General features: G+C 61.6%; 15 protein-coding genes. 5 read left to right on the top strand and 10 right to left on the bottom strand.

The features are described 5' to 3' along the window. Positions 1-218: 218 nt before the first annotated feature. The gene (locus RRF64_RS04745) at positions 219-3797 is read left to right on the top strand and encodes an indolepyruvate ferredoxin oxidoreductase family protein (RefSeq protein WP_323844671.1); all 3579 of its coding nucleotides are present in this window, start codon (positions 219-221) and stop codon (positions 3795-3797) included. 117 nt (positions 3798-3914) lie between these two features. On the opposite strand, the gene RRF64_RS04740 is transcribed toward RRF64_RS04745, so the two are convergent. Beyond that, a complete protein-coding gene (locus tag RRF64_RS04740) occupies positions 3915-5192 on the bottom strand; it encodes an OprO/OprP family phosphate-selective porin (RefSeq protein WP_323844670.1) in 1278 nt (425 codons plus the stop codon). A 148-nt stretch (positions 5193-5340) separates the two neighbouring features. Then, a complete protein-coding gene (locus RRF64_RS04735; RefSeq protein WP_323844669.1) occupies positions 5341-6231 on the bottom strand; it encodes a TraB/GumN family protein in 891 nt (296 codons plus the stop codon). A 328-nt stretch (positions 6232-6559) separates the two neighbouring features. Between RRF64_RS04735 and RRF64_RS04730 the strand changes: the two genes are divergently transcribed. Beyond that, a complete protein-coding gene (locus RRF64_RS04730) occupies positions 6560-7663 on the top strand; it encodes a glycosyltransferase (protein ID WP_323844668.1) in 1104 nt (367 codons plus the stop codon). Positions 7664-7672: 9 nt separating this feature from the next. Here the strand turns inward: RRF64_RS04730 and RRF64_RS04725 are convergent, their stop codons facing one another. The 4 genes from RRF64_RS04725 to RRF64_RS04710 form a co-directional block, all read right to left on the bottom strand. Next, positions 7673-8635: a glycosyltransferase gene (locus RRF64_RS04725; RefSeq protein ID WP_323844667.1), complete on the bottom strand. Its 963-nt coding sequence runs from the start codon at positions 8633-8635 to the stop codon at positions 7673-7675. Positions 8636-9006: 371 nt separating this feature from the next. Further along, entirely contained in the window at positions 9007-9576 is a 570-nt protein-coding gene (locus RRF64_RS04720; protein ID WP_323844666.1) for an acyloxyacyl hydrolase, read from the bottom strand. A 180-nt stretch (positions 9577-9756) separates the two neighbouring features. Continuing rightward, entirely contained in the window at positions 9757-10911 is a 1155-nt protein-coding gene (locus RRF64_RS04715) for a sigma-70 family RNA polymerase sigma factor (protein ID WP_323844665.1), read from the bottom strand. A 492-nt stretch (positions 10912-11403) separates the two neighbouring features. Beyond that, positions 11404-11826, bottom strand: a complete 423-nt coding sequence (locus RRF64_RS04710; RefSeq protein WP_323844664.1) for a hypothetical protein — start codon at positions 11824-11826, stop codon at positions 11404-11406. Positions 11827-11989: 163 nt separating this feature from the next. Between RRF64_RS04710 and RRF64_RS04705 the strand changes: the two genes are divergently transcribed. Next, positions 11990-12337 (top strand): hypothetical protein, encoded by a 348-nt coding sequence (locus RRF64_RS04705; protein WP_323844663.1) that lies wholly within the window; start codon positions 11990-11992, stop codon positions 12335-12337. 86 nt (positions 12338-12423) lie between these two features. Here the strand turns inward: RRF64_RS04705 and RRF64_RS04700 are convergent, their stop codons facing one another. From RRF64_RS04700 to RRF64_RS04685, 4 genes are all read right to left on the bottom strand, one after another. Next, on the bottom strand, positions 12424-13182 hold the full coding sequence (locus RRF64_RS04700) for a YciK family oxidoreductase (protein ID WP_479691291.1): 759 nt from the start codon (positions 13180-13182) through the stop codon (positions 12424-12426). A gap of 87 nt (positions 13183-13269) precedes the next feature. Next, the gene (locus RRF64_RS04695) at positions 13270-13929 is read right to left on the bottom strand and encodes an HAD family hydrolase (RefSeq protein ID WP_323844662.1); all 660 of its coding nucleotides are present in this window, start codon (positions 13927-13929) and stop codon (positions 13270-13272) included. 14 nt (positions 13930-13943) lie between these two features. Next, positions 13944-14645, bottom strand: a complete 702-nt coding sequence (gene ubiG / locus RRF64_RS04690) for a bifunctional 2-polyprenyl-6-hydroxyphenol methylase/3-demethylubiquinol 3-O-methyltransferase UbiG (protein ID WP_323844661.1) — start codon at positions 14643-14645, stop codon at positions 13944-13946. Positions 14646-14857: 212 nt separating this feature from the next. Then, positions 14858-16180 (bottom strand): TRZ/ATZ family hydrolase, encoded by a 1323-nt coding sequence (locus RRF64_RS04685; protein ID WP_323844660.1) that lies wholly within the window; start codon positions 16178-16180, stop codon positions 14858-14860. Between the two features lie 165 nt (positions 16181-16345). On the opposite strand from RRF64_RS04685, the gene gyrA reads away from it, so the two are divergent. Next, positions 16346-18907 carry a DNA gyrase subunit A gene (gene gyrA / locus RRF64_RS04680; RefSeq protein ID WP_323844659.1) on the top strand — a complete coding sequence of 854 codons (2562 nt, stop codon included), beginning with the start codon at positions 16346-16348 and terminating at the stop codon, positions 18905-18907. A 171-nt stretch (positions 18908-19078) separates the two neighbouring features. Further along, positions 19079-20170, top strand: coding sequence for a 3-phosphoserine/phosphohydroxythreonine transaminase (gene serC, locus RRF64_RS04675; RefSeq protein ID WP_323844658.1), 1092 nt, complete (start codon positions 19079-19081; stop codon positions 20168-20170). The last annotated feature ends 21 nt before the right edge of the window (positions 20171-20191 follow it).

Genomic DNA, 20191 nt, shown 5'->3' with positions numbered 1-20191 from the left:
AATGCGTAAATAAAGCAATGCTATATTGCGCTTTACGCACTAGTATGGCCTGACCAGTCCGTCTTGGACCCGAAGCTTTTTTGTGAAATGCCGCCAGCTCGCTGTGCCGGATCCGGCATTTCCTGAGCCGCCGGCGGCAGATGCCCGTTAGGCCGAAAGAATAATGACCAATAACTCGGATTCAGTTTTGAACTGATCAGACAACCGGAAGTAGGCGTATGAGTGAGAAAGTTAACAGTCCGCGGGACGCGGCCCAATTCCAGGAAAAAGACCAGGAAAAGGGTCAGGCAAAGCGGATCTCCCTGGATGATCGCTTCACCACCGTCAAAGGCCGCGTGTTGCTTTCCGGGATCCAGGCCCTGGTGCGCCTGCCCATCGACCAGATGCGCATGGACCGGTCCCGCGGCCTCGATACTGCCACCTTTATCTCCGGTTATCGCGGCTCGCCGCTCGGCGGTTACGATCAGCAACTGGCCCGCGCGAAGAAGCTGTTGGATCAGCACAATATTCGCTTCCAGCCGGGTGTAAATGAGGAACTGGCCGCGACTGCCGTCTGGGGGTCGCAGCAGGTGGGTCTGTTTGAGGGTGCCGAAGTCGACGGCGTCTGCGGTATCTGGTACGGCAAGACCCCGGGTGTGGACCGCTCCTGCGACGCCTTCCGCCATGCCAATGCGGCCGGCTCTTCCCCCAAAGGCGGGGCCCTGATCGTGGCCGGCGACGACCACGGTTGCAAGTCATCCTCCTATCCCGGCCAGTCCGAATTTGCCTTCGTCGATATGCATATCCCGGTGCTGAACCCCGCTACCGTGCAGGAAGTGCTGGATTACGGTCACTACGGTTTCGAACTTTCCCGGTTCAGCGGCTGCTGGGTGGCGATGATTACCCTGGCGGAGAATATGGACAGCTCCGCCACCGTCGAAGTGGATCCCGGGCGGGTGCAGTTTGTCTATCCGGAGATAGAGCGCCCCGAGGGCGGTCTGAATATCCGCAAGCAGGACAACCCGCTGGAGCAGGAAGAGCGCCTGTGGCGCTACAAGCGCCCGGCGGCGCTCGCCTTCGCGCGCGCCAACAACCTGAACAAGGTAGTGCTGGAAAATCCCAGCGCGACCCTCGGCATCGTCACCACCGGCAAGGCGCACCTCGACCTGATGCAGGCGTTCGAGGATATGGGCATCGACGAGCAGACGGCGAAAGAGCTCGGCATCCGCATCCTGAAGGTGGGTATGACCTATCCGCTGGATGTGCCCGGTATCCAGGAATTCGCCCGCGGCCTGGAGACGCTGCTGGTCCTGGAGGAAAAGCGCAGCCTGATGGAAGTGCAGCTGAAAGAAGAGCTGTACAACGTGCATCAGAAGGACCCCCACTTCCCGCGGATTCTCGGCAAGGTGGACGAGCACGATCGCCCGTTGATGCCGATGTACGGCGAGCTGTCACCGGCTATCGTCACCCAGGTCCTGGGCAGGGTGCTGGGCGATACAAAACTGGGTGAGCGGGCCAGGCACCGTCTGATGCGCCTCAATGCACTGGCGGAGCGCATCTCGCAGCAGGCGGGTTCCAGCGTATCGCGCCTGCCGATGTTCTGCGCCGGCTGCCCGCACAACCGATCCACCAAGGTGCCGGAGGGCAGCCGTGCGCTGGCCGGTATCGGCTGCCACTATATGGCGCAGTGGTTGGACCGCGAGACCTACACCTTTACCCAGATGGGCGCCGAGGGCGTGAACTGGGTCGGGCAGGCGCCCTTTACCCGTGAGAAGCACGTATTCGTCAACCTGGGCGACGGCACCTACTTCCATTCCGGTGTTCTCGCCATTCGCGCATCCGTTGCCGCGAAGGTGAACATCACCTACAAGATCCTGTTCAACGATGCCGTCGCCATGACCGGCGGCCAGCCCCACGACGGTGAACTGGCGCCGGACATGATCTGCCGCCAGGTGCTGGCGGAGGGCGTGAAGAAAGTCGTACTGGTGATGGACAACCCGGACAAGTACCGGGGCGCATTGACCTTCCCCAGCGAGGTGGAAATCCGCCACCGCGATCACCTGAGCGCAGTGATGAAGGAGTTGCGCGAGACCGAGGGCTGCACTGTCATCATCTACGACCAGACCTGCGCCACCGAACTGCGCCGCAAGCGCAAGCGCGGCCTGCTGCCGAAAGCGGAGGGCCGCCCGTTTATCAACGAGCGGGTGTGCGAAGGCTGTGGCGACTGCGTGCAGCAGTCCAGCTGTATCGCGGTGGAAAAAGTCGAGACCGCATTTGGCGACAAGCGCCGCATCAACCAGACCGGCTGTAACCAGGACATGTCCTGCGTCAACGGTTTCTGCCCATCCTTCGTCACGGTCAAGGGCGGCAAGCTGGCCAAGCGCGCCGGGGTCGGGGACGTGTTGCGCACCGAGGCGGACAAGCTGCCGGCGCCGCAACTGCCGTCGCTGAGCGAGCCCTACAACCTGCTGGTCACCGGCGTCGGTGGCACCGGCGTGGTCACCATCGGCGCGCTGCTGGCCATGGCCGCGCATATCGAGGGCCGGGCCAGCAGTACGCTGGACCAGACTGGTCTCGCGCAAAAGGGCGGGGCGGTCTACTCCCACGTGCGCTTCGCCGCAGAGCCGGAGGCACTGCAGGCGGTGCGCATCTCCGACGGTCGCGCCGACGGCCTGATGGCCTGCGACCTGATCGCCGCGGGCAACCTCCAGGCCTGCCTGGCGAAACTGGATGAAACCCACAGCCGCGCAGTGGTCAACACCCACCTGAGCCCGACCGCCGCCTCCGTACTGGGGCGCGAAGATGTGCACTCGCCGCAGGCGGTGCTGGACACCCTGAGCGGCGCGGTGAAGGAGCTGGAAGCGGTAGAGGCGCACAAGCTGACCAGCGCCGCCCTGGGCGATACCCTGGCCGCAAATATTTTTATGCTGGGTTTCGCCTGGCAGAAGGGCCTGATACCGCTGGGACAGGATGCGCTGCTGCAGGCCATCGAACTGAACGGCGTCGCCGTGGAGGGCAACCTGCAGGGCTTCGCCGCCGGCCGCCTGGCTGCCGCGGACCGCGCCGCGCTGGATGCACTGCTGGCGCAGGACAAGCAGGAAGTCGCACCGCCGCGCGGGCTGGAAGATATTGTCGCGCACCGGATAGAGCACCTGACCGGCTACCAGAATGCGGCGCTGGCACAGCGCTACCGCGCGCTGGTCGACAAGGTGAAGGCGGCGGAAATCCTCAAGGTACCGGGCAGCGAGGCGCTGGCGGAAGTGGTCGCCCGTTATTACGCGAAGTTGCTCGCCTATAAGGACGAGTACGAAGTGGCCCGCCTGTATACCGACGGCCGCTTTATCCAGGCGCTGCAGGAAAACTTCTCCGGCGACTTCGAACTGGAATTCAATATGGCGCCGCCTTTGATCGCGCCGTTCGACAAGGCGCTCGGCCGGCCGCGCAAGCTCAAGTTTGGAGGCTGGATGTACAAGGCCTTCGGCCTGCTGGCAAAACTGAAAGGCCTGCGCGGCACGCCGCTGGATATTTTCGGCTACACCGCAGAGCGCAAGATGGAGCGCGCCCTGATCGGCGAGTACGAACAACTGGTCGACAGGGTGATTGGCGAGCTGAATGCAGAGAACCACGCTGCCGCCATCGAGCTGCTCAGCTATCCGGATATGATTCGCGGCTACGGCCTTGTAAAGGATGCGAGTCTGGAGCGGGCGCAGAAACAGCGCGACGCGGCGCTGCTGCGTTTCGAAAACCCGGCTGCTGACCTGAATGGCGCAACGCCGGTGGAGGTCTTCGATCCGGCCAAGGCGCAGCAGGTGGGCTGAGCCTCCTCCATCATGTAGGGGCGGCCCATGGCCGCGATCGATCTAGCGGTAAATACCAGACATCGATCGCGGCCATGGGCCGCTCCTACAGATCCTCCTTATTTTGTGATCGCGAATTTACCAGGACATCTGTGCGCGAAATGCCAGCTGCTTGGTCTCGTCCCCGGTAAATTCGTCGTCGCCCAGCACCACGTTGACCATAAATCGCACCTTGGCCCTGTGATAGTAATTCACGCCGAGGATCACACTGTCGGCTTCCAGACTGCGAATGTCCTTGTTCTCGATAGTGTCGTAGCGCGCCGTCAGTTCCCAGGCGCCCCAGCCACTGCGGGGTTTGGCGGATTTGAATACGCCCTTTTTCATGTCGTAAGGCTTGTGTTCGCCGGTGATCATCCAGCTGCCCATGATGTACCAGCTCTGCACATCCTGGTCGCCGATAAAGCAGCCGAAATCCGGATCGCATGTGAATGTTGGTGGGGCGTCAAAGAAATCTTCGAAGACTTCTTCCGAAATAAAGTAGTCTCCGTCATTGTCACCGCGCAGATACTCTGCCTGCAGATACAGGGGGCCGTAGGTGCCGGCGAATTCGAGCCCGACAGCCCGCACCGATCCCCCCTGGCCGCCCACGAAGAACTCCGGTTCGTCAAAGTCACCAAATAAAAATTCCCGGTCACCCGGGGTCAATGCGATCAGCTGGGTGGGTCCGCGGCGGCCGGCATAATCGGCTGTGGATTCGAGCGGATTGGAGTTGCGGTTGGCGTCTTCATAGCTGAGTGAGATGCCAAAGTGCAGGGTGCTGATGTCGTCGTCGATCGGCGCCCAGGTGAAGCGCCCGGCGGCACCCACGCCCTCATTGCGGGGCGTGTCGGCATTGCGCAGGTTATAGGCCATGGCGCCGAGGGTGTAGCAGTCCCAGTGGTTTTGCCAGCCCAGCCCCTGCTGGAACTGACGGCCGTCATAGAAGCCCGTCGCGCTGGAGAAGGGGCGCTCCATCATGGTGATCTCATTGGAACTGGTGAGTTCTTCCATGGAGCGGTAGGGTTTGAACTGACCGATCCTGACGTAGCCGGCATAGAATTCGTGCTCGATATACACATCGCGGAATCCGGCGAGGGTATTGCCGGCGGCGAAATCCTGTTCAAGCTTGTACGTCCAGCTGTAGGCCTGGCCCGAGAGGGTAATGCGCGCGCGGCGGAATTCGGTGGTGCTGACGGGGTCTTCGATATCCGGATCGAAGAGGTAGGTGTCGAAATGGATGCGGCCACCAAGTTCGGCGGAAAAATTTCCGTCATCCGAAGTGATTTCCAGTCCGCCTTTGGTTTCTGCCTGGTCGGCGAATACCGGGTTGATTAATGCTGCGCCCGCCAGGGCGAAAATAGAGCCGTAGCGGTTCATTGGGTACCTCCCTGTACTTTACCTCTGCATCGATGTGACTGAACGATGCCTTTCGAGTTTAGCAAGTGCAGGTGACGCGGCCGCTAACAAGCAGTGATTTCAATTAAAAATTAATAACGGGCTGCGGAGGGAGGCGCCACAGTGATCGTTACAGGCGTTGCAGCTGATAACCCTCCTTCTTTAACAGTTCGATGACGCTTTCGTTACCGATCAGGTGCCCGGCGCCAACGATCACAAACAGTGATTTATAGGCGGGTGCGCTGTCTGCGATCTTGTCTGCCATGGCGCGATTGCGCCGGAAGAACAGTGTTTCATAGAGTGGGGCGAATTCCGGGTACTCTGCCAGGTTGTCCGCGATGATGAGCCGGTAAAGTGTATCTATGTCGCCGGCCTTCCAGGCGCTGGTTATGCGTGGCACAAAGGTTTCAATATCCTTTAATTGCGCCAGCGTCTGCTGCAGAAGCAGCCCCGGATTCTCCAGTTCGTTGAGCAGTTGCAACTGCTGTAGTACCCCCTCGAGCTCCACGATGGGTTTGCCCTGCCGCTTGGCTTTTTTCAGGAAGTGTCGATCGATGCCGAGACCCGGATCCAGGCCCTGGGCCCGCATTTCCACCATGCTCATGGTAATCATGGCGATGGCGGGACGCTGGCGAATAAACAATGATTCCGGCAGTTGGCGTTGCTCGAGCCAGGACTGCAGCTGCTTGAAAACCGCTGGTGAGAGGTCGTCGCGAAGACTGCGGTCACCCGGATACAGAGACTCCATCATGATCCGCTGTTGCAGCGCCATATCGCCCTCGGCGGCAAGGATATCTGCCTCTACCACCAGTGCATCGCTTGCGGCGTAGGCGCGTTCGATAGATGCACGCAAGGGATAGAAGTCCGGAGTGGCCAGGTGCACCGAACCGAGGAGGTAGACGGTTTGCCCCGCCTTGTCCGCTCTCCAGAATATCCCGCGGTCGGTTTCCGCCGCGCTGGTAATGCCGGCGATCACCAGCAAGAAGACGCAAAGTGTCCGCAAGAGGTTGGGATTTGCCATCACTATTTCCTGTGTCGGGCTTCTAGTCAGGATACTAGCACGCCCCAGTAGCCGCCAGATGCCGCCATTCTGCGACCTCCTGTTAGATTCAGGTGCTGCCGGCTCCGCAGTGGCGGGCACTGCCGGTGCGCCTCGTTTCATCGGCGCAAATGACAGGAAAGGCCGGTGCCTTACCTCGGGTGGCGACGAAGATTTTTGGGGGCCGGGGGCCAGCGCTCGAGGGCGAACTTGGGGCGTCGGCGAAATAGAATTCTGTGCGGAATGTACTGTGCATCTGTGCGCCGGCGCTTCACAATAGGTTGTTTTTACTTGGTTCTCGGTGGCAGTTGTGAGAATTGTACAGATTTTGTCCGACTTGGAGTCTGGTGTCGCGGCCAAGGCTGCACTGGACTTTGCCCATGAACTGGTCCGGCTCGGGCATGAGTCCATCGTGATATCCAGCGGTGGCGAACTGGTGTCGCGACTCACGCTTCGCGGCAGCCGGCATATCCAGATGCCGCTGCACAAAGAATCCCTCTGGTCTCTGCGTCACGTTGGGCGGCTGCGCCGCCTGTTGGCAGAGTTACAGGCGGATGTGGTGCATGTGAGTTCGCGGATGCCGGCCAGGATTACCCTGCGCGCGTGGCGCGGCATGCCCGAAGACCGCAGGCCGCGGCTCGTCACCGCTGTGGATGGAATTCATTCGCGAAGTATTTTCAATGCGGCTATGGCCTCCGGTGAGCGGGTGGTGGCCACCTCACAGCGGGTGGCGGATTGCCTGCAGGAAAATCTCCGTAAGGAATTGCGCGTGCCGCCGCGGGTGATTTACCGCGGCGTGAACACCAGGGAATTCGATCGCGATGCGCCGATATCCGGGCAGTGGCAGTTGCGTCTGCTCAACAGTTACCCGCAGCTGGAGGGCAAGCACTGGTTGCTGATACCGGCCTCCCTCTCACCGGAAAATGGTCAGCATACCTTCCTGCAGATACTGGCGGCTGTGGCCCGGCGGCAGGAGGACGTCTTCGGGCTTGTGGTCGGATCCGCGGAACCGGGGCGGGAAAAATATGCGCGCGCGCTGGAACGGCAGGCCCTGGAACTGGGTTTGAGCGACAAGGTGCTGTTTCTCGGCGAGCGCCGTGATATGCGTGAACTCTACGCCAGCGCGCAGATCACCTACCACCTGTCCGGGCGGGCCGACACCTGCGGCATGATCGCGACCGAGGCGCTGGCAATGAACTGTCCTGTCATCGCTTATGGGGATGGCGGCTCTGCCGAGATTCTGCAGCGCTGCTTCCCGCAGGGGTTAGTCGAACGCGACAACCTGGATGCGCTGGTGGAGACCAGCCTGAAACTGCTCGAATGCCCGCAGACGATCCATTTCAGCGGTTTCAGCCATGAAGACACGGCTGCGCAGACACTGGCCCTGTACCGGGAGCTGTGCGGCTCCGGCTGAATAATGCCGTCAGTCGACTAGCTTTGAATAGACCTGCCAGGTGGCCTGCGCCATGTGCGCCAGGGTGAGCTCATTTGACGCCCGTTCAAAGGCCCGCGCGAAGTCTCGTCGCAATTTCTTCTTGTCCTGCAGGGCGCCGCGCAGCGTCGCTACCAGATGCGGGACCTCCAGGTTATCCAGCAGGTATGCCGCTGGAATATATTCCTCGGCGTTGCCGACGCGGCCGGCGATTACCGGGCAGCCATGCAGCAGCGCCTCCGCAAGAAGGTAGGGCTGACTTTCATTGTGCAAAGGGATCAGCAGGAGATCCGCGGCGCGCATACATGAGCCGATCTTGTCGCAATTGCCGGTAAACCGCGCGCGATCGCCGAGAGACAAATTGTTAGCAAGCTGTACCAGCCTCGCCTTGTCCGGCCCGTCCCCCAGAATAGTCATCTGCACCTGGGGCAATTCCAGCAAAGCCTCCAGTAACGGCACCACGCTATTCAGCTTTAAGAGGCGGACCGCTACCAGTATGCAGGCAGCGGATACCGAGTCGATGTCCACGGGAGCGGACTCCTGAGTGGAGATGTCGGCGCCGTTGGGGATGATATTCCAGGTGAGGCGGGAGTTCGCGACGACGGTGCGGCTGACCGCGATGCGTGCGGCAAAGGCGCTGGCCAGCTTGTCCCGAGGGTGGCGGACATTGTGGCGGGTTATGACCTGCTGCGCTTCGGTATATTTCTGCACTGCGGCCAGTAGCTGTGCGGACTTGCTGCCGTGCCCGTGGGCTATCTGGTATTCGCCCGCGCGGATGTGGTTCGCGAGTCGCCATACAAGCGTTGGGTGATGCCGGCTGCGATCGGTGTTCAGCGGAACAAAATGCACACGTTCATCGAGTGTGTTCTGGTAGCGCGGGTGCGCAATTACCGAGACTTTCGCCTCCGTATTGTGCGCCTGCCAGCGGGACAGGTCCGCTACATGTTTTTCCATGTCGCCGTGTTCGCGACTGGCAATCAAGTGGCAGATACTGCGAATGCCGGTATGGCAATTGTATTGCGGATTGCGCGAGACAGCCGCAGCCTGCGCTGCGGATTGCGGTCTTCCCTGCGGCGTTGTGTCATTGCCACCTTGAAACGCCGAACGGTTAGCGTCCATAGATCCCCCGTATTCTTATTGGAGGTATTCTGTGGGGCGCCTGTTACAGGAATTTGATTGGCATGTGACTATTTTGCGACACCATTTGTTTAGAAAATGCTCAACTGGCAGGGACAAAAGCCCAGCCGCCTATATGTTCGATCCCGAATGGTTTCGCTCTCGAATAGAAAGTAAGCGCATGGTCGGTTGGCGGGATCCGCTGGAGCCTAGAAATTGAAGTGCCCGTTCAGTGAGGCAAAATCGAAGCCCGGATTCGGTGTGTTGGTATAGGCATTGGAGAAGTGGCTGTAGCGCAGCGAGAGGGTGTAGCCGCTGCGAAATCGATAGCCTCCGGCAAAATGCAGGGCGAAATTGGGTTTTGTGGTGAGCTGGATCTCGCCAAAGCGCTTATTGGTCAGGTAAGCGGCGCCGACGCCAAACTCGCCAAAAATACCCTGCGCATCCTTATGCGGATACCAGCGCAGCACCGGTTTCAATTCAAAAATGTTCTGGCGCTGCTGCTCGCCGCGATAATCCATCCGCATGTGCGAATAACTGCCCTGGGCCCACCACTGCCAGCGACCGGGGCCGCCCTCGAACTCCGAAAAGAGGTAGGCGTAGTTGAGGCCGATCATATCCGCATCGGCAATGGACTTTTGCTGGATCAGTGCATCCCCGAGGCCCTTGCCGGCACTGACGATAAACTCCTGCTCTGCGCGGGCGCCGGGCGTGACAAAAATGCTACAGAGAAGCAGTGCCGAGGACACAATGCTGGCGGTGGCAACAAAACTGCGCATGGCTTATCGCTGAATCCGGAGTTGAAACAGTGGATAAGCCTAGCGGGATATCTGCTGATGACAAGCGTGTTTTGGGCGACGCACTTGTGGAACCAGCCCGCAGTTCTCAAAAAAGTCCGCTGCGGGGCACTGTTACGGTGTGCCCGACTGCAGCAGCGGGAGATTGGTGAGAACGGCGGGCTAGCGCCACTGGCGCCTCAGCTGACGCAGCGCATCCGAGTGCAGCTGGCGCGCGCGCTCCTGGCTGAGACCGAGCTGCTCACCGATCACGCGGAAGGAGCAGTCGCGATCCGACAGCAGGCCGTAGCGCAGGTTCAGCACCGTTCGCTGTCGCGCCGGCAGGCGCGCCACTGCCTCCCGCAGCCGCTGGGCGAGTTCCTGATTCGTGACCAGTTCGTCGGTGTTGTAGAGCTCGTCGGCCGGCGCGTAATCCAGCCGTGTGCTGCTCTGATCATCGGCGACCGGGTCGTCCAGCGAACCGGTGGGGCCGGGCAGTTTGAGCAGGCTCTGGATGCGCTCCAGATCGAGGCCCGTGTACTTGGCCAGGTTCTCGTCGGAAGCCGGCAAACCGTCCGCGCGGACATCGCCGATGGCCCGGTAGATGGCCCGCAGGTCGTCCTGCACATTGGCGGGCTGGCGCACCAGATCCTCGTTGCGGCGCAGCGCCAGCTGGATTTCCTGCTGTATCCACCAGTAGGCGTAGGTGGAGAAGCGGTAGCCCATCTGCGGTTTGAAGCGCTCTATGGCCTTCATCAAGCCGACATTGCCTTCCTGAATCAGGTCGATGAATGGCACCGAGGGATTGCGGAAGCGTTTGGCAATGGCAATCACCAGGCGCAGGTTGCACTGGATCAGTTTCTTGCGCTGGGCCTGAAAGCGCCGCAACAGGCTCTGCATGGAGCTGCGGTCGCGCCGCGACAGTTTCTCCGAAGCCAGCAGCGCCTCGGCGCGGGCAATGATCAGGCCGTGGTCGTAGGCCCCGGTACTGCCGCGCTGTTCCACGCCCTCGCTGCGCAACTCCACCAGCTCCACGCCGCGCTTCTGCAGCAGGGCGATCAGCTTGTCCTCCAGGTCTCGCAACAGGCAGGTAGTGGTGTTTTCCTCTTCGGGAGTCAGCAGTTCCAGCCGATACAGATGCTTGAGGTAGCTCTGCATGGGCGTGGTGCTGCTGTCCGCCATCGATTCTTCCGCTGCCGGGATTTCATCCGGGGCGGATTCCGCGTCGCTGGCGGCGGCGCGCTCGACGGCATCTTCAGCGGCGGATTCGCCGGAGAGGGGTTCGTCTGTGTCCTTCAGCCATGCTTCATCCCTTGAGTAAAAATTTTCTCGGGACAAGTGAGTAAACCTTCTGTTGGCTGTATGACCCGCCGGCACTCCGCCCTTTCGGGCGGCGATCGCCTGGCGTCTGGTTCCTTCTTGAATATAGATGAATGTGGAAAAGCGCGCCGCCCTATGTCTGACTGAAGAGTTTTTGTTGTTCTCTCCTCTTCCCTGCCGATCATGGCACCCTTCTTCAAGGCGTGCGTCAGGGTGCGCGTCAGGCCCGGATGTCATAGGTGAAATCGATATTCTCGGCCATGCGCAGGGCGCCCATTGCGGCGCTGAATGGGTTCAGGCCCAGCCGTCGGTGACTCAGCGTGAAATTGTCCCGCGCCCGCAGCTCGCGTCCACCGGTGGCGACGTGGGCGGGAAGCTTGAGTTGGACCCTGTGTCCGGGCAGGGCACCGCCACTGTAGATTGCCAGTGAATATCGGGCGCCGCTGAATCGACCGCAATACGGTTGGTTTCCGCTTCGACGGCGGCTCCTGCTGAAGTTGAGGGCAGAGGCTATTTGACGCGCTTGACGCGCATGGTACGGCCACCATCGGTCGGCTTCATCAGAAAGGAGCCGAACAGCGCGCGCTCGACGATTACCGCATCGCCGCTCTTCCAGTTGAAGCGCCCGCTGTCGTTCTGCCGCCACACCTGGCCGTTTTCCAGGGTGATCAGCAGCTTGTCGTGGGCGATCTCCCGGATCTCGGCAATCGTGCCCTCGATGGACTCGGGGGCCTCCTCGGCGATGCGCTGCTGTTCCTGGCCAAAATTCTGCTCGGCGCGCTGCTCCAGGGAATTGCTCAGCGCGTCGTAGCAGGCCAGGCGCTCGGCATCCGCCGCGATACTCGCGCAGCCCTTCAGCTGCTTGCTTACGGAGTCTGCGCTGGCGCTCGCCGCGAGCAGCACAAGTGCGGGAAAAATCAGTATACTTCGCATATTGTCAGGTTCTTTGGTTAAGCCAGGTTGTCCGGGCAATTCTGCCCGAGAGGTCGGAAATCGACAAACGAAAACGTGCGGCTCCTCACGTTTTTGCCGGGAGCGGCGTGGAACAATAGCCTGCGCCAATAATCATAAATCCACACTATCCAGGGGTCGGAAAATGAAGAAACTCATTATTCCCGCTATCGCAATTGCCGCTATCGGTGGCTACTTCTATTACCAGAATTTGGAACCCGCGACCGCCGAGGCAGCCATCGCCGCAGAGGTCGAGTCCGCGGTGGAAAAAGCCGGTGAGGCGATGGAGGAAGCCGCAGACAAGGCCGTTGTCGCCAGCAATGAAATGATGGAAGTCGAGGGCGATGTGTTTGCCGATGCCCCGGAGCACATGATGGAGGCCGCCGACGAGGCGGCGGAGTCCATGGAAACCGTGGCTGAAGAAGCCGGGGACATGGCTGAAGAGGTGATGGACGAAATGGCGGAAGAGGAGGTCGATCACGCGGAAGAGTAGCCCGCTGGTCACTCAGCTCCTGTAGCGAAAATACCCGGGCAGCGCCCGGGTATTTTTTTGCCTGAAAGCCGGGACATTACTTCCCGTCAAGCGCCCTGCGCATTGAACTGCTTGCCGCTCAAAGTGCGGCTGTCATCGCCCATCAGGTACAGGTAAGTAGGCATGATTGCCTCCGGCGCGGTGACCGTTTTCGGGTCCTCGGCCGGGTAGGCGGCGGCGCGCATACTGGTGCGGGTAGCGCCGGGATTAATGCTGTTGACGCGGATATTGGAGACGCCGTCCAGCTCGTCCGCCAGTACCTGCATCAACCCTTCGATGGCGAATTTGGACACCGAGTAGGCGCCCCAGTAGGCCCGCCCCTTGAGACCCACGCCGGAGCCGGTAAAGATGATCGAGCCGGCTTCCGATTTTTCCAGCAGCGGCAGCAGTGTCTTGGTGAGGCCGAATGCGGCGTTGACGTTTACCTGCATCACCTGCTGCCAGGTGCCGAAGTGGTAGTTGGCGATGGGAGTGCGCTGGCCGAGCAGGCTGGCATTGTGCAGCAGGCCGTCGAGTCGGCCGAATTCCTGTTCCACGGCTTCGGCGAAGTGCTCGAAAGTTTCGATGCGTGCCTCATTCAGGTCCATGGGGAAAATTGCCGGCTGCGGGCCGCCGGCCGCCTCAATTTCGTCGTAGACCATTTCCAGTTTCGGCGTGGTGCGGCCGAGCAGTATGACGGTGGCACCGTGGGCGGCAAAGGTCTTGGCCGCGGTCCTGCCGATACCGCCGCCAGCGCCGGTGACCAGAATGATCTTGTCCTTGAGCAGGTCCTGGGGCGCTTTGTAATCGCCGATAAATTCAGACATGGCTTTTCCTGATTTCGTATCGTCGGGCGGGAACTTCGCAGTGTGCGCGTCCCGTCAGTTTGCGCTTCTCGATGCTGCGCTGCGCAATCAGAGGTAGCGCTGTTGCAGCAGCGGCCAGATTTCGTCCGCGGAATGCACCAGGTGGTCAGCCCCCCAATCGGCCGGATCATCACCGTCATCGATATAGCCATAGCTGCAGGCGATGGTCGGCATGCCCGCGTCGCGGCCGGCGATGATGTCCCGCTCGTGGTCGCCCACGTAAATCGCCTCCGCGGGTGCACAACCGATCTGGCTGCAGGCCAGCAGTACGGGCTCCGGGTCCGGTTTGCGGTTGGTGACGTGATCGGGGCAGATTACCGCGGCCGGTGCGGGCAGGTGACTGAATGCCCGCAGCAGCGGAGTCGTGTAGGCTACCGGCTTATTGGTGACGATACCCCAGGCAATTTCGTTTTCCGCGAGGTTCTCCAGTAACGCTTGGATACCGGGAAAGAGTACGGTTTTTTCCGCAAGGTGCGCCAGGTACAAGTCCAGTAACCGTTGCCGCAGCCCGTCAAAGGCCGGGTGCCCTTCGTCCTTGCCAAAGCCGAGCGTGACCAGTGCGCGCGCGCCGTTGGAAACCACCGAGCGAATGGTATCGTCGGGCAGTGGTGGCAACTGCTCCTGGTGGCGCAGCTGGTTCAGCACCACAATAAAATCCGGAGCGGTATCGAACAGGGTGCCGTCCAGGTCAAATAAAACTGCTTTCATTCTGATTCCGGTCGCTATTCCGGTTTGCTGGCATATACCAGGTAGTTCACGTCCACGTCCCGGGGGTTCAGCTTGTAGCTTCGGGTCAGCGGGTTATAGGTCATGCCGGTGATATCGCGGATTTCCAGCTCCGCTTCGCGCAGCCAGGCCCCCATTTCCGAGGGGCGGATAAACTTGGCGTATTCATGGGTGCCCTTGGGCAGCAGTCGCAGTACATACTCGGCGCCGACCACCGCCAACAGCCAGCCCTTGGCCGTGCGGTTGATGGTTGAGAAAAACAGCTGGCCGCCGGGCTTGACCAGGTCTGCGCAGGCGCGAATCACCGAGGCCGGGTCGGGTACATGCTCTAGCATCTCCAGACAGGTGACGATGTCGAAGCTGGCCGGCTGCTCGCGGGCGAGCTCCTCCACCGGTATGCGGCGGTAATCCACTTTGACGCCACTTTCGAGCGCGTGCAGTTTGGCGACGTTCAGGGGCGCCTCGCCCATGTCGATGCCGGTCACCTCGGCGCCGCGCTGCGCCATGGCTTCGGTCAGAATGCCGCCGCCACAGCCCACATCGAGCAACTTCTTGCCGGCAACCGGCGCGCGCTGATCGATATAGTTGGCGCGCAGCGGATTGATTTCGTGCAGCGGCTTGAACTCGCCCTCGCGGTCCCACCAGCGGCTGGCGAGTTGTTCAAACTTGGCGATTTCCGCCGGATCTACGTTGGTCATCTGGGTTCCTTGGTTCCCTGTAAGGCGATTCCGGGCGGCGCTGCTGCCGGTGGCCCTTTGCGGGACACGCCGTGAATACATCCCTGTAGGCTTGTTGGCGAGGTCCCTCTCGCCAACAGTCCCGCAAAGGGCCACCGGCAGCAGCGCCTTCGCGTCAAATTTCGGTATTCTTTTCGAGTCCCGAGTCCCGAGTCCCGAGTCCCGAGTCCCGATCAGGCAAGGCCGGCGATTCTAGCACGCCACATCTGTGCCCGCTGAATCACCTCCGCCTCGTTCAGTGTCTGCAACTGACGATTTCTCAACAGCTGCTTGCCCGCCACCCATACATCGCTGACATTGTGCCCGCTGCCGGTGTAAATCAGTTGCGAGATGGGGTCGTGCAGCGGCTGCTGCTCGAGCCCGCTGAGATCCACCGCAGCCAGGTCGGCACTCTTGCCCGCTTCGAGGCTGCCGACAACATCCTCCAGTCCCAGCGCGCGGGCGCCGTTGATGGTGGCCATGGCCAGCGCCTGGTGCGCCGGCAGGGCAGTCGCGTCGCCACTCACGGCCTTGGCCAGCAGGGCGGCGGTACTGGCTTCCGCGAACAGGTCGAGGCTGTTGTTACTGGCGGCGCCGTCGGTACCGAGCGCGACGTTGACCCCGGCATTCAGCAGCTTCGCGGCGGGGCAGAAGCCGGAGGCGAGCTTTAGATTGGATTTGGGGCAGTGGGCCACATGGGCACCGCTCTGCAGCAGCATCTCGATATCCAGGTCGTTAACGGCCGTCATGTGCACGCACAGGGTTTGCGGTCCGAGCAGATCCAGGCGCTGCAGTCGCGCGATCGGCCGCTCGCCGGTTTCCGTCAGGGCGCGCTCCACTTCACCCGCGGTTTCGTGCAGGTGCATCTGCACCGGAATCTGCGCTTCGGCGGCGTAGACGGCGACCTTCTCCAGGGTGCTGTCGCCGACCGTGTAAGGCGCGTGGGGGGCGAAGACCACGTCGATGCGCTCGTGGGCGCGATAGTCGTCGCGCAGGGCCAGGCCTTTTTGCAGCGCGTCCTCCCCATCGCGGCTCCAGGGGGTGGGGAAGTCGATGATCGGAAAGGCGATCTGTGCCCGCATGCCCGTCTCCCTCGCCACCAGCGCGGTGGCTTCCGGGAAGAAGTACTGGTCGGAGAAGGTGGTGGTGCCGCTTCTGATCATCTCCGCCACCGCCAGGCGGCTGCCGTCGGCGGCAAATTCAGGGTTCACCCACTTCTTCTCGGTGGGCCAGATATGCTTTTCGAGCCATTCCATCAGGGGGCGGTCGTCGGCGTAGCCGCGCAGCAGTGTCATGGCGGCGTGGTTGTGGGCGTTGATCAGCCCCGGGATCAGCGCGTGGCGGTCGAGGTGGATCTCCTGTCGGGCGTGAAATCGCGCCGCGGCCTCGGCGGCAGGCACCAGCGCGACGATCCGGCCCTGGCTAATCGCGATTGCACAATTTTCATACACTTTTTGCGCGGGCACGACCGGGATTATCCAGCGCGCGTGTATCAGTGTGTCGACGGTTTGGGGCATGGAGGCGGCTTCGGCGGTGTTTGCGGAGCGGTAGACTTTAGCGGTGCAGCACCCCGCCGGCAACCGCCGTGAGGCACGATCCCCTGGCGCCAAACTGTGGTAGAATCGCCCGCTTATCCGGGCACCGTACTAACGCCCGCGCTATAAAAAGGAACGCCGTAAGCCATGGGCGAATTAGCCAAAGAAATCTCTCCGATCAATATCGAAGAAGAACTCAAGCAGTCCTATCTCGACTATGCGATGAGCGTGATCGTGGGCCGCGCGCTGCCGGATGTGCGCGATGGCCTGAAGCCGGTGCACCGGCGCGTGCTCTTCGCCATGAACGAACTGAAAAACGACTGGAACAAGCCGTACAAAAAATCGGCACGTGTCGTTGGCGACGTCATCGGTAAATATCACCCGCACGGCGATACCGCGGTCTACGACACCATCGTGCGCATGGCCCAGCCCTTTTCCCTGCGCTACATGCTGGTGGACGGCCAGGGCAACTTCGGCTCCATCGACGGCGACAGCCCGGCGGCCATGCGGTATACCGAAATCCGCATGGACAAGCTGGCCCACGAGCTGCTGTCCGACCTGGACAAGGAAACCGTCAACTTTGTCGACAATTACGACGGCTCCGAGCAGATGCCGGAAGTGCTGCCGTCGCGGGTGCCGAACCTGCTGGTGAACGGCTCCTCCGGTATCGCCGTGGGCATGGCCACCAATATCCCGCCGCACAATATGAGCGAAGTGGTGCGGGCCTGCCTGGCGCTGATCGACAACCCTGAGCTGTCCGTCGACGACCTGATGGAATACATCCCGGGGCCGGACTTCCCCACCGGGGCCACCATCAACGGCCGCGCCGGCATATTGCTGGCCTACCGCACCGGCCGCGGGCGCATCTATGTGCGCGCCAAGGCGGAAGTTTTGCGGGACGACAAGACCAACCGCGAAACCATCATCATTCACGAGATCCCCTATCAGCTGAACAAGGCGCGCCTGATCGAGCGCATCGCCGAGCTGGTGAAAGAGAAGAAGATCGAGGGTATCTCCGAGCTGCGTGACGAGTCCGACAAGGACGGCCTGCGCGTGGTGATCGAACTGAAGCGCGGTGAGCTGGGCGACGTCGTCCTGAACAACCTCTACTCCCAGACCCAGCTGGAGAGCGTGTTCGGCATCAATATGGTGGCGCTGGTGGACGGCCAGCCCAAGGTGCTGAACCTGAAGCAGCTGCTCGAGTACTTTATCCGCCACCGCCAGGAAGTGGTGACCCGCCGCACCGTCTACCTGCTGCGCAAGGCGCGCGAGCGGGGACACCTCCTCGAAGGTCTGGCGATCGCGATCTCCAATATCGACCCGGTGATCGAGCTGATCAAATCCTCCGCCACCCCGGCCGATGCCCGCGAGGCGCTGCTGGCCAAGGGCTGGCCGGTGGGCGAGGTGCAGCAGTTCCTTGAGCGCGCCGGTGCCGACGCCTGCCGGCCGGACGACCTGCCGAAGGAGTTCGGCCTGCGCGACGGCGCTTACTATCTTTCCCCGGCCCAAGCCCAGGCCATTCTGGAATTGCGCCTGCACCGCCTGACCGGCATGGAGCACGACAAGCTGCTCGCCGAATACAGCGAGCGCCTGGAGCAGATCGCCGAGTACCTGCATATCCTCGGCAGCTTCGAGCGCCTGATGACCGTGATCCGCGAAGAGCTTGAGCAACTCGACAAGGAGTTCGGCGACGAGCGCCGCACCGATATCGTCGCCTCGCGCCTGGACCTGACCGTCGAGGACCTGATCACCCCGGAAGACAAGGTGGTGACCATCTCCCACGGCGGCTACGCCAAGAGCCAGCCGCTGGCGGACTACCAGGCCCAGCGCCGCGGCGGCATGGGCAAGTCCGCGACCCAGGTGAAGGACGAGGACTTCGTCGAGCACCTGCTGATTGCCAACTCCCACGACACCATCCTGTGCTTCTCCAACAAGGGCAAGGTGTACTGGCTGAAAGTCTATGAAGTACCCACCGCCGGCCGCGCCTCCCGCGGGCGGCCGATGGTGAACATGCTGCCGCTCGAGGAAGACGAGCGCATCAGCAGCATGCTGCCGGTGTCCGAGTACGACGAAGACCACTTTATCTTCTTCGCCACCGCCAACGGCACCGTGAAGAAGACCCCGCTGACCGCCTTTGCGCGCCCGCGCAGCGTCGGCCTCAAGGCCATAGAGCTGGATGAGGACGACCGCCTGGTGGCCACCGCCATCACCGATGGCGGCCGCGACGTGCTGCTGCTCACCAGCGCCGGCAAGGCGGCGCGCTTCGCCGAGGAAAACGTGCGCTCGATGGGCCGCGTGTCCCGCGGTGTGCGCGGTATCCGCATGGCGAAAGATGTGTCTGTGATCGCCATGGTGATTCCGGAAGAAGGCGGCTCGGTGATGATGGTGACCGAAAACGGCTACGGCAAGCGCACCGCCACCGCCGATTTCCCCACCAAGGGCCGCGGCACCCAGGGCGTGATCGCGATCGCCGAGAGCGAGCGCAACGGCGCCCTGGTCGGCGCCTGCCAGGTGCACCCGGGCGAGGAGATCATGCTGATCTCCGACCAGGGCACCCTGGTGCGTACCCGCGTTGATGAGGTTTCCATCCTCGGCCGCAACACCCAGGGGGTGCGGGTCATTCGCCTGAAGGCTGGCGAACAGCTGGTCGGCCTGGCTCGAATCCAGGAGAGCGAGGAAGAGGATCAGGAAGAGGGTGGGGAAGAGTGATCCCCGCTTCTGCTGACAGAAAAGGCTGCGACTATCGCGGCCTTTTTTGACTACGCTCCCCTAAAAATCGGCGCTGCGGATGATGTGCCTTTCCTGCTTTTGGGGTTTTTGCGTCGAATCGTCTAGTTGAATCTGTAACTAATTTTTGCTGCTCTTCATGGAAGTTGATTTATGAGGAAGTTTAATTTCTGTGCCGGTCCCGCCGCGCTGCCGGAACCGGTTCTGCTGCAGGCGCAACAGGAGCTGCTCGACTGGGGTGGTCGCGGCTGCTCGGTGATGGAAGTCAGCCACCGTTCGCCGGAATTTATGGCGGTGGCCGAGCGCGCCGAGCAGGACCTGCGCGACCTGCTGTCGATTCCCGATAACTACAAGGTGCTTTTCCTGCAGGGTGGCGCCACGGCGCAGTTCAGTGCCGTGCCCTGGAATCTGTTCGGCGCCGCCGGCAGTCGGGAATCGTGGGTGGCTGACTATATTCACACGGGCCAGTGGGCGGAGAAGGCGATTAAAGAAGCGCGCCGCTACGGCCGGGTCAACATAGTAGCCTCCAGTGAGGACCGCAATTTCACCTACGCGCCGGGGCCGGACAGCTGGCAGCAGAGTGAGAATGCGGCCTATTTCCACTACACGACCAATGAAACCATCGGCGGGGTGGAGTTCGATTATGTGCCGGAAGTCAGCTGCCCGCTGGTGGCGGATATGTCGTCGAATATCCTGTCGCAGCCGATACCGGTGGAAAAGTTCGGCATGATCTATGCCGGTGCACAGAAGAATATCGGCCCCTCCGGCATCGCGGTGGGGATAGTGCGCGACGATCTGCTGGAGCGCGCGCTGCCGGATATTCCGCGCAGCCTCAGCTGGAAGATCGCCGCGGACGCCGGCTCCATGGACAATACGCCGCCGACTTTCGCCTGGTACTTGTCCGGCCTGGTGTTCCAGTGGCTGAAGGCCCAGGGCGGGGTCGAGGCCATGGCAGCGTCGGCCGCGCAAAAGTCCGCGCTGCTGTATGAATTTATCGACGCCAGTGACTTTTTTTCCTGCCCGGTGGAAAAATCCAGCCGTTCGCGCATGAACGTGCCCTTCGTGCTGGCGGACGAGCGGCTGGACAAGGATTTTCTGCGGCAGGCGGAAGAAGTTGGTTTGCTGAACCTGAAAGGACACCGCTCGGTGGGCGGCATGCGCGCGTCACTCTACAACGCGGTGCCACTGGAGGCGGTCGAGGCGCTGGTGGCCTTTATGGCCGACTTCGAAAAGCGCCGCGGCTGAGTGTTTTCGGTTGAGTTCAGT

The sequence above is a fragment of the Microbulbifer magnicolonia genome, from assembly GCF_035117725.1.
Taxonomy (GTDB): domain Bacteria; phylum Pseudomonadota; class Gammaproteobacteria; order Pseudomonadales; family Cellvibrionaceae; genus Microbulbifer; species Microbulbifer magnicolonia.
The sequence above is the reverse complement of the archived record's forward strand: the minus strand, read 5'-3'. Positions and strand labels throughout refer to the sequence as shown.

Bases quoted from the DNA above. Each gene is read 5' to 3' on its own strand.
- RRF64_RS04695 (WP_323844662.1), bottom strand. From the start codon at position 13,929: ATGAAAGCAGTTTTATTTGACCTGGACGGCACCCTGTTCGATACCGCT.
- ubiG (WP_323844661.1), bottom strand. From the start codon at position 14,645: ATGACCAACGTAGATCCGGCGGAAATCGCCAAGTTTGAACAACTCGCC.
- RRF64_RS04735 (WP_323844669.1), bottom strand. From the start codon at position 6,231: ATGGCAAATCCCAACCTCTTGCGGACACTTTGCGTCTTCTTGCTGGTG.
- RRF64_RS04710 (WP_323844664.1), bottom strand. From the start codon at position 11,826: ATGCGAAGTATACTGATTTTTCCCGCACTTGTGCTGCTCGCGGCGAGC.
- RRF64_RS04700 (WP_479691291.1), bottom strand. From the start codon at position 13,182: ATGTCTGAATTTATCGGCGATTACAAAGCGCCCCAGGACCTGCTCAAG.
- RRF64_RS04745 (WP_323844671.1), top strand. From the start codon at position 219: ATGAGTGAGAAAGTTAACAGTCCGCGGGACGCGGCCCAATTCCAGGAA.
- serC (WP_323844658.1), top strand. From the start codon at position 19,079: ATGAGGAAGTTTAATTTCTGTGCCGGTCCCGCCGCGCTGCCGGAACCG.
- RRF64_RS04740 (WP_323844670.1), bottom strand. From the start codon at position 5,192: ATGAACCGCTACGGCTCTATTTTCGCCCTGGCGGGCGCAGCATTAATC.
- gyrA (WP_323844659.1), top strand. From the start codon at position 16,346: ATGGGCGAATTAGCCAAAGAAATCTCTCCGATCAATATCGAAGAAGAA.
- RRF64_RS04725 (WP_323844667.1), bottom strand. From the start codon at position 8,635: ATGGAAAAACATGTAGCGGACCTGTCCCGCTGGCAGGCGCACAATACG.
- RRF64_RS04685 (WP_323844660.1), bottom strand. From the start codon at position 16,180: ATGCCCCAAACCGTCGACACACTGATACACGCGCGCTGGATAATCCCG.
- RRF64_RS04705 (WP_323844663.1), top strand. From the start codon at position 11,990: ATGAAGAAACTCATTATTCCCGCTATCGCAATTGCCGCTATCGGTGGC.
- RRF64_RS04720 (WP_323844666.1), bottom strand. From the start codon at position 9,576: ATGCGCAGTTTTGTTGCCACCGCCAGCATTGTGTCCTCGGCACTGCTT.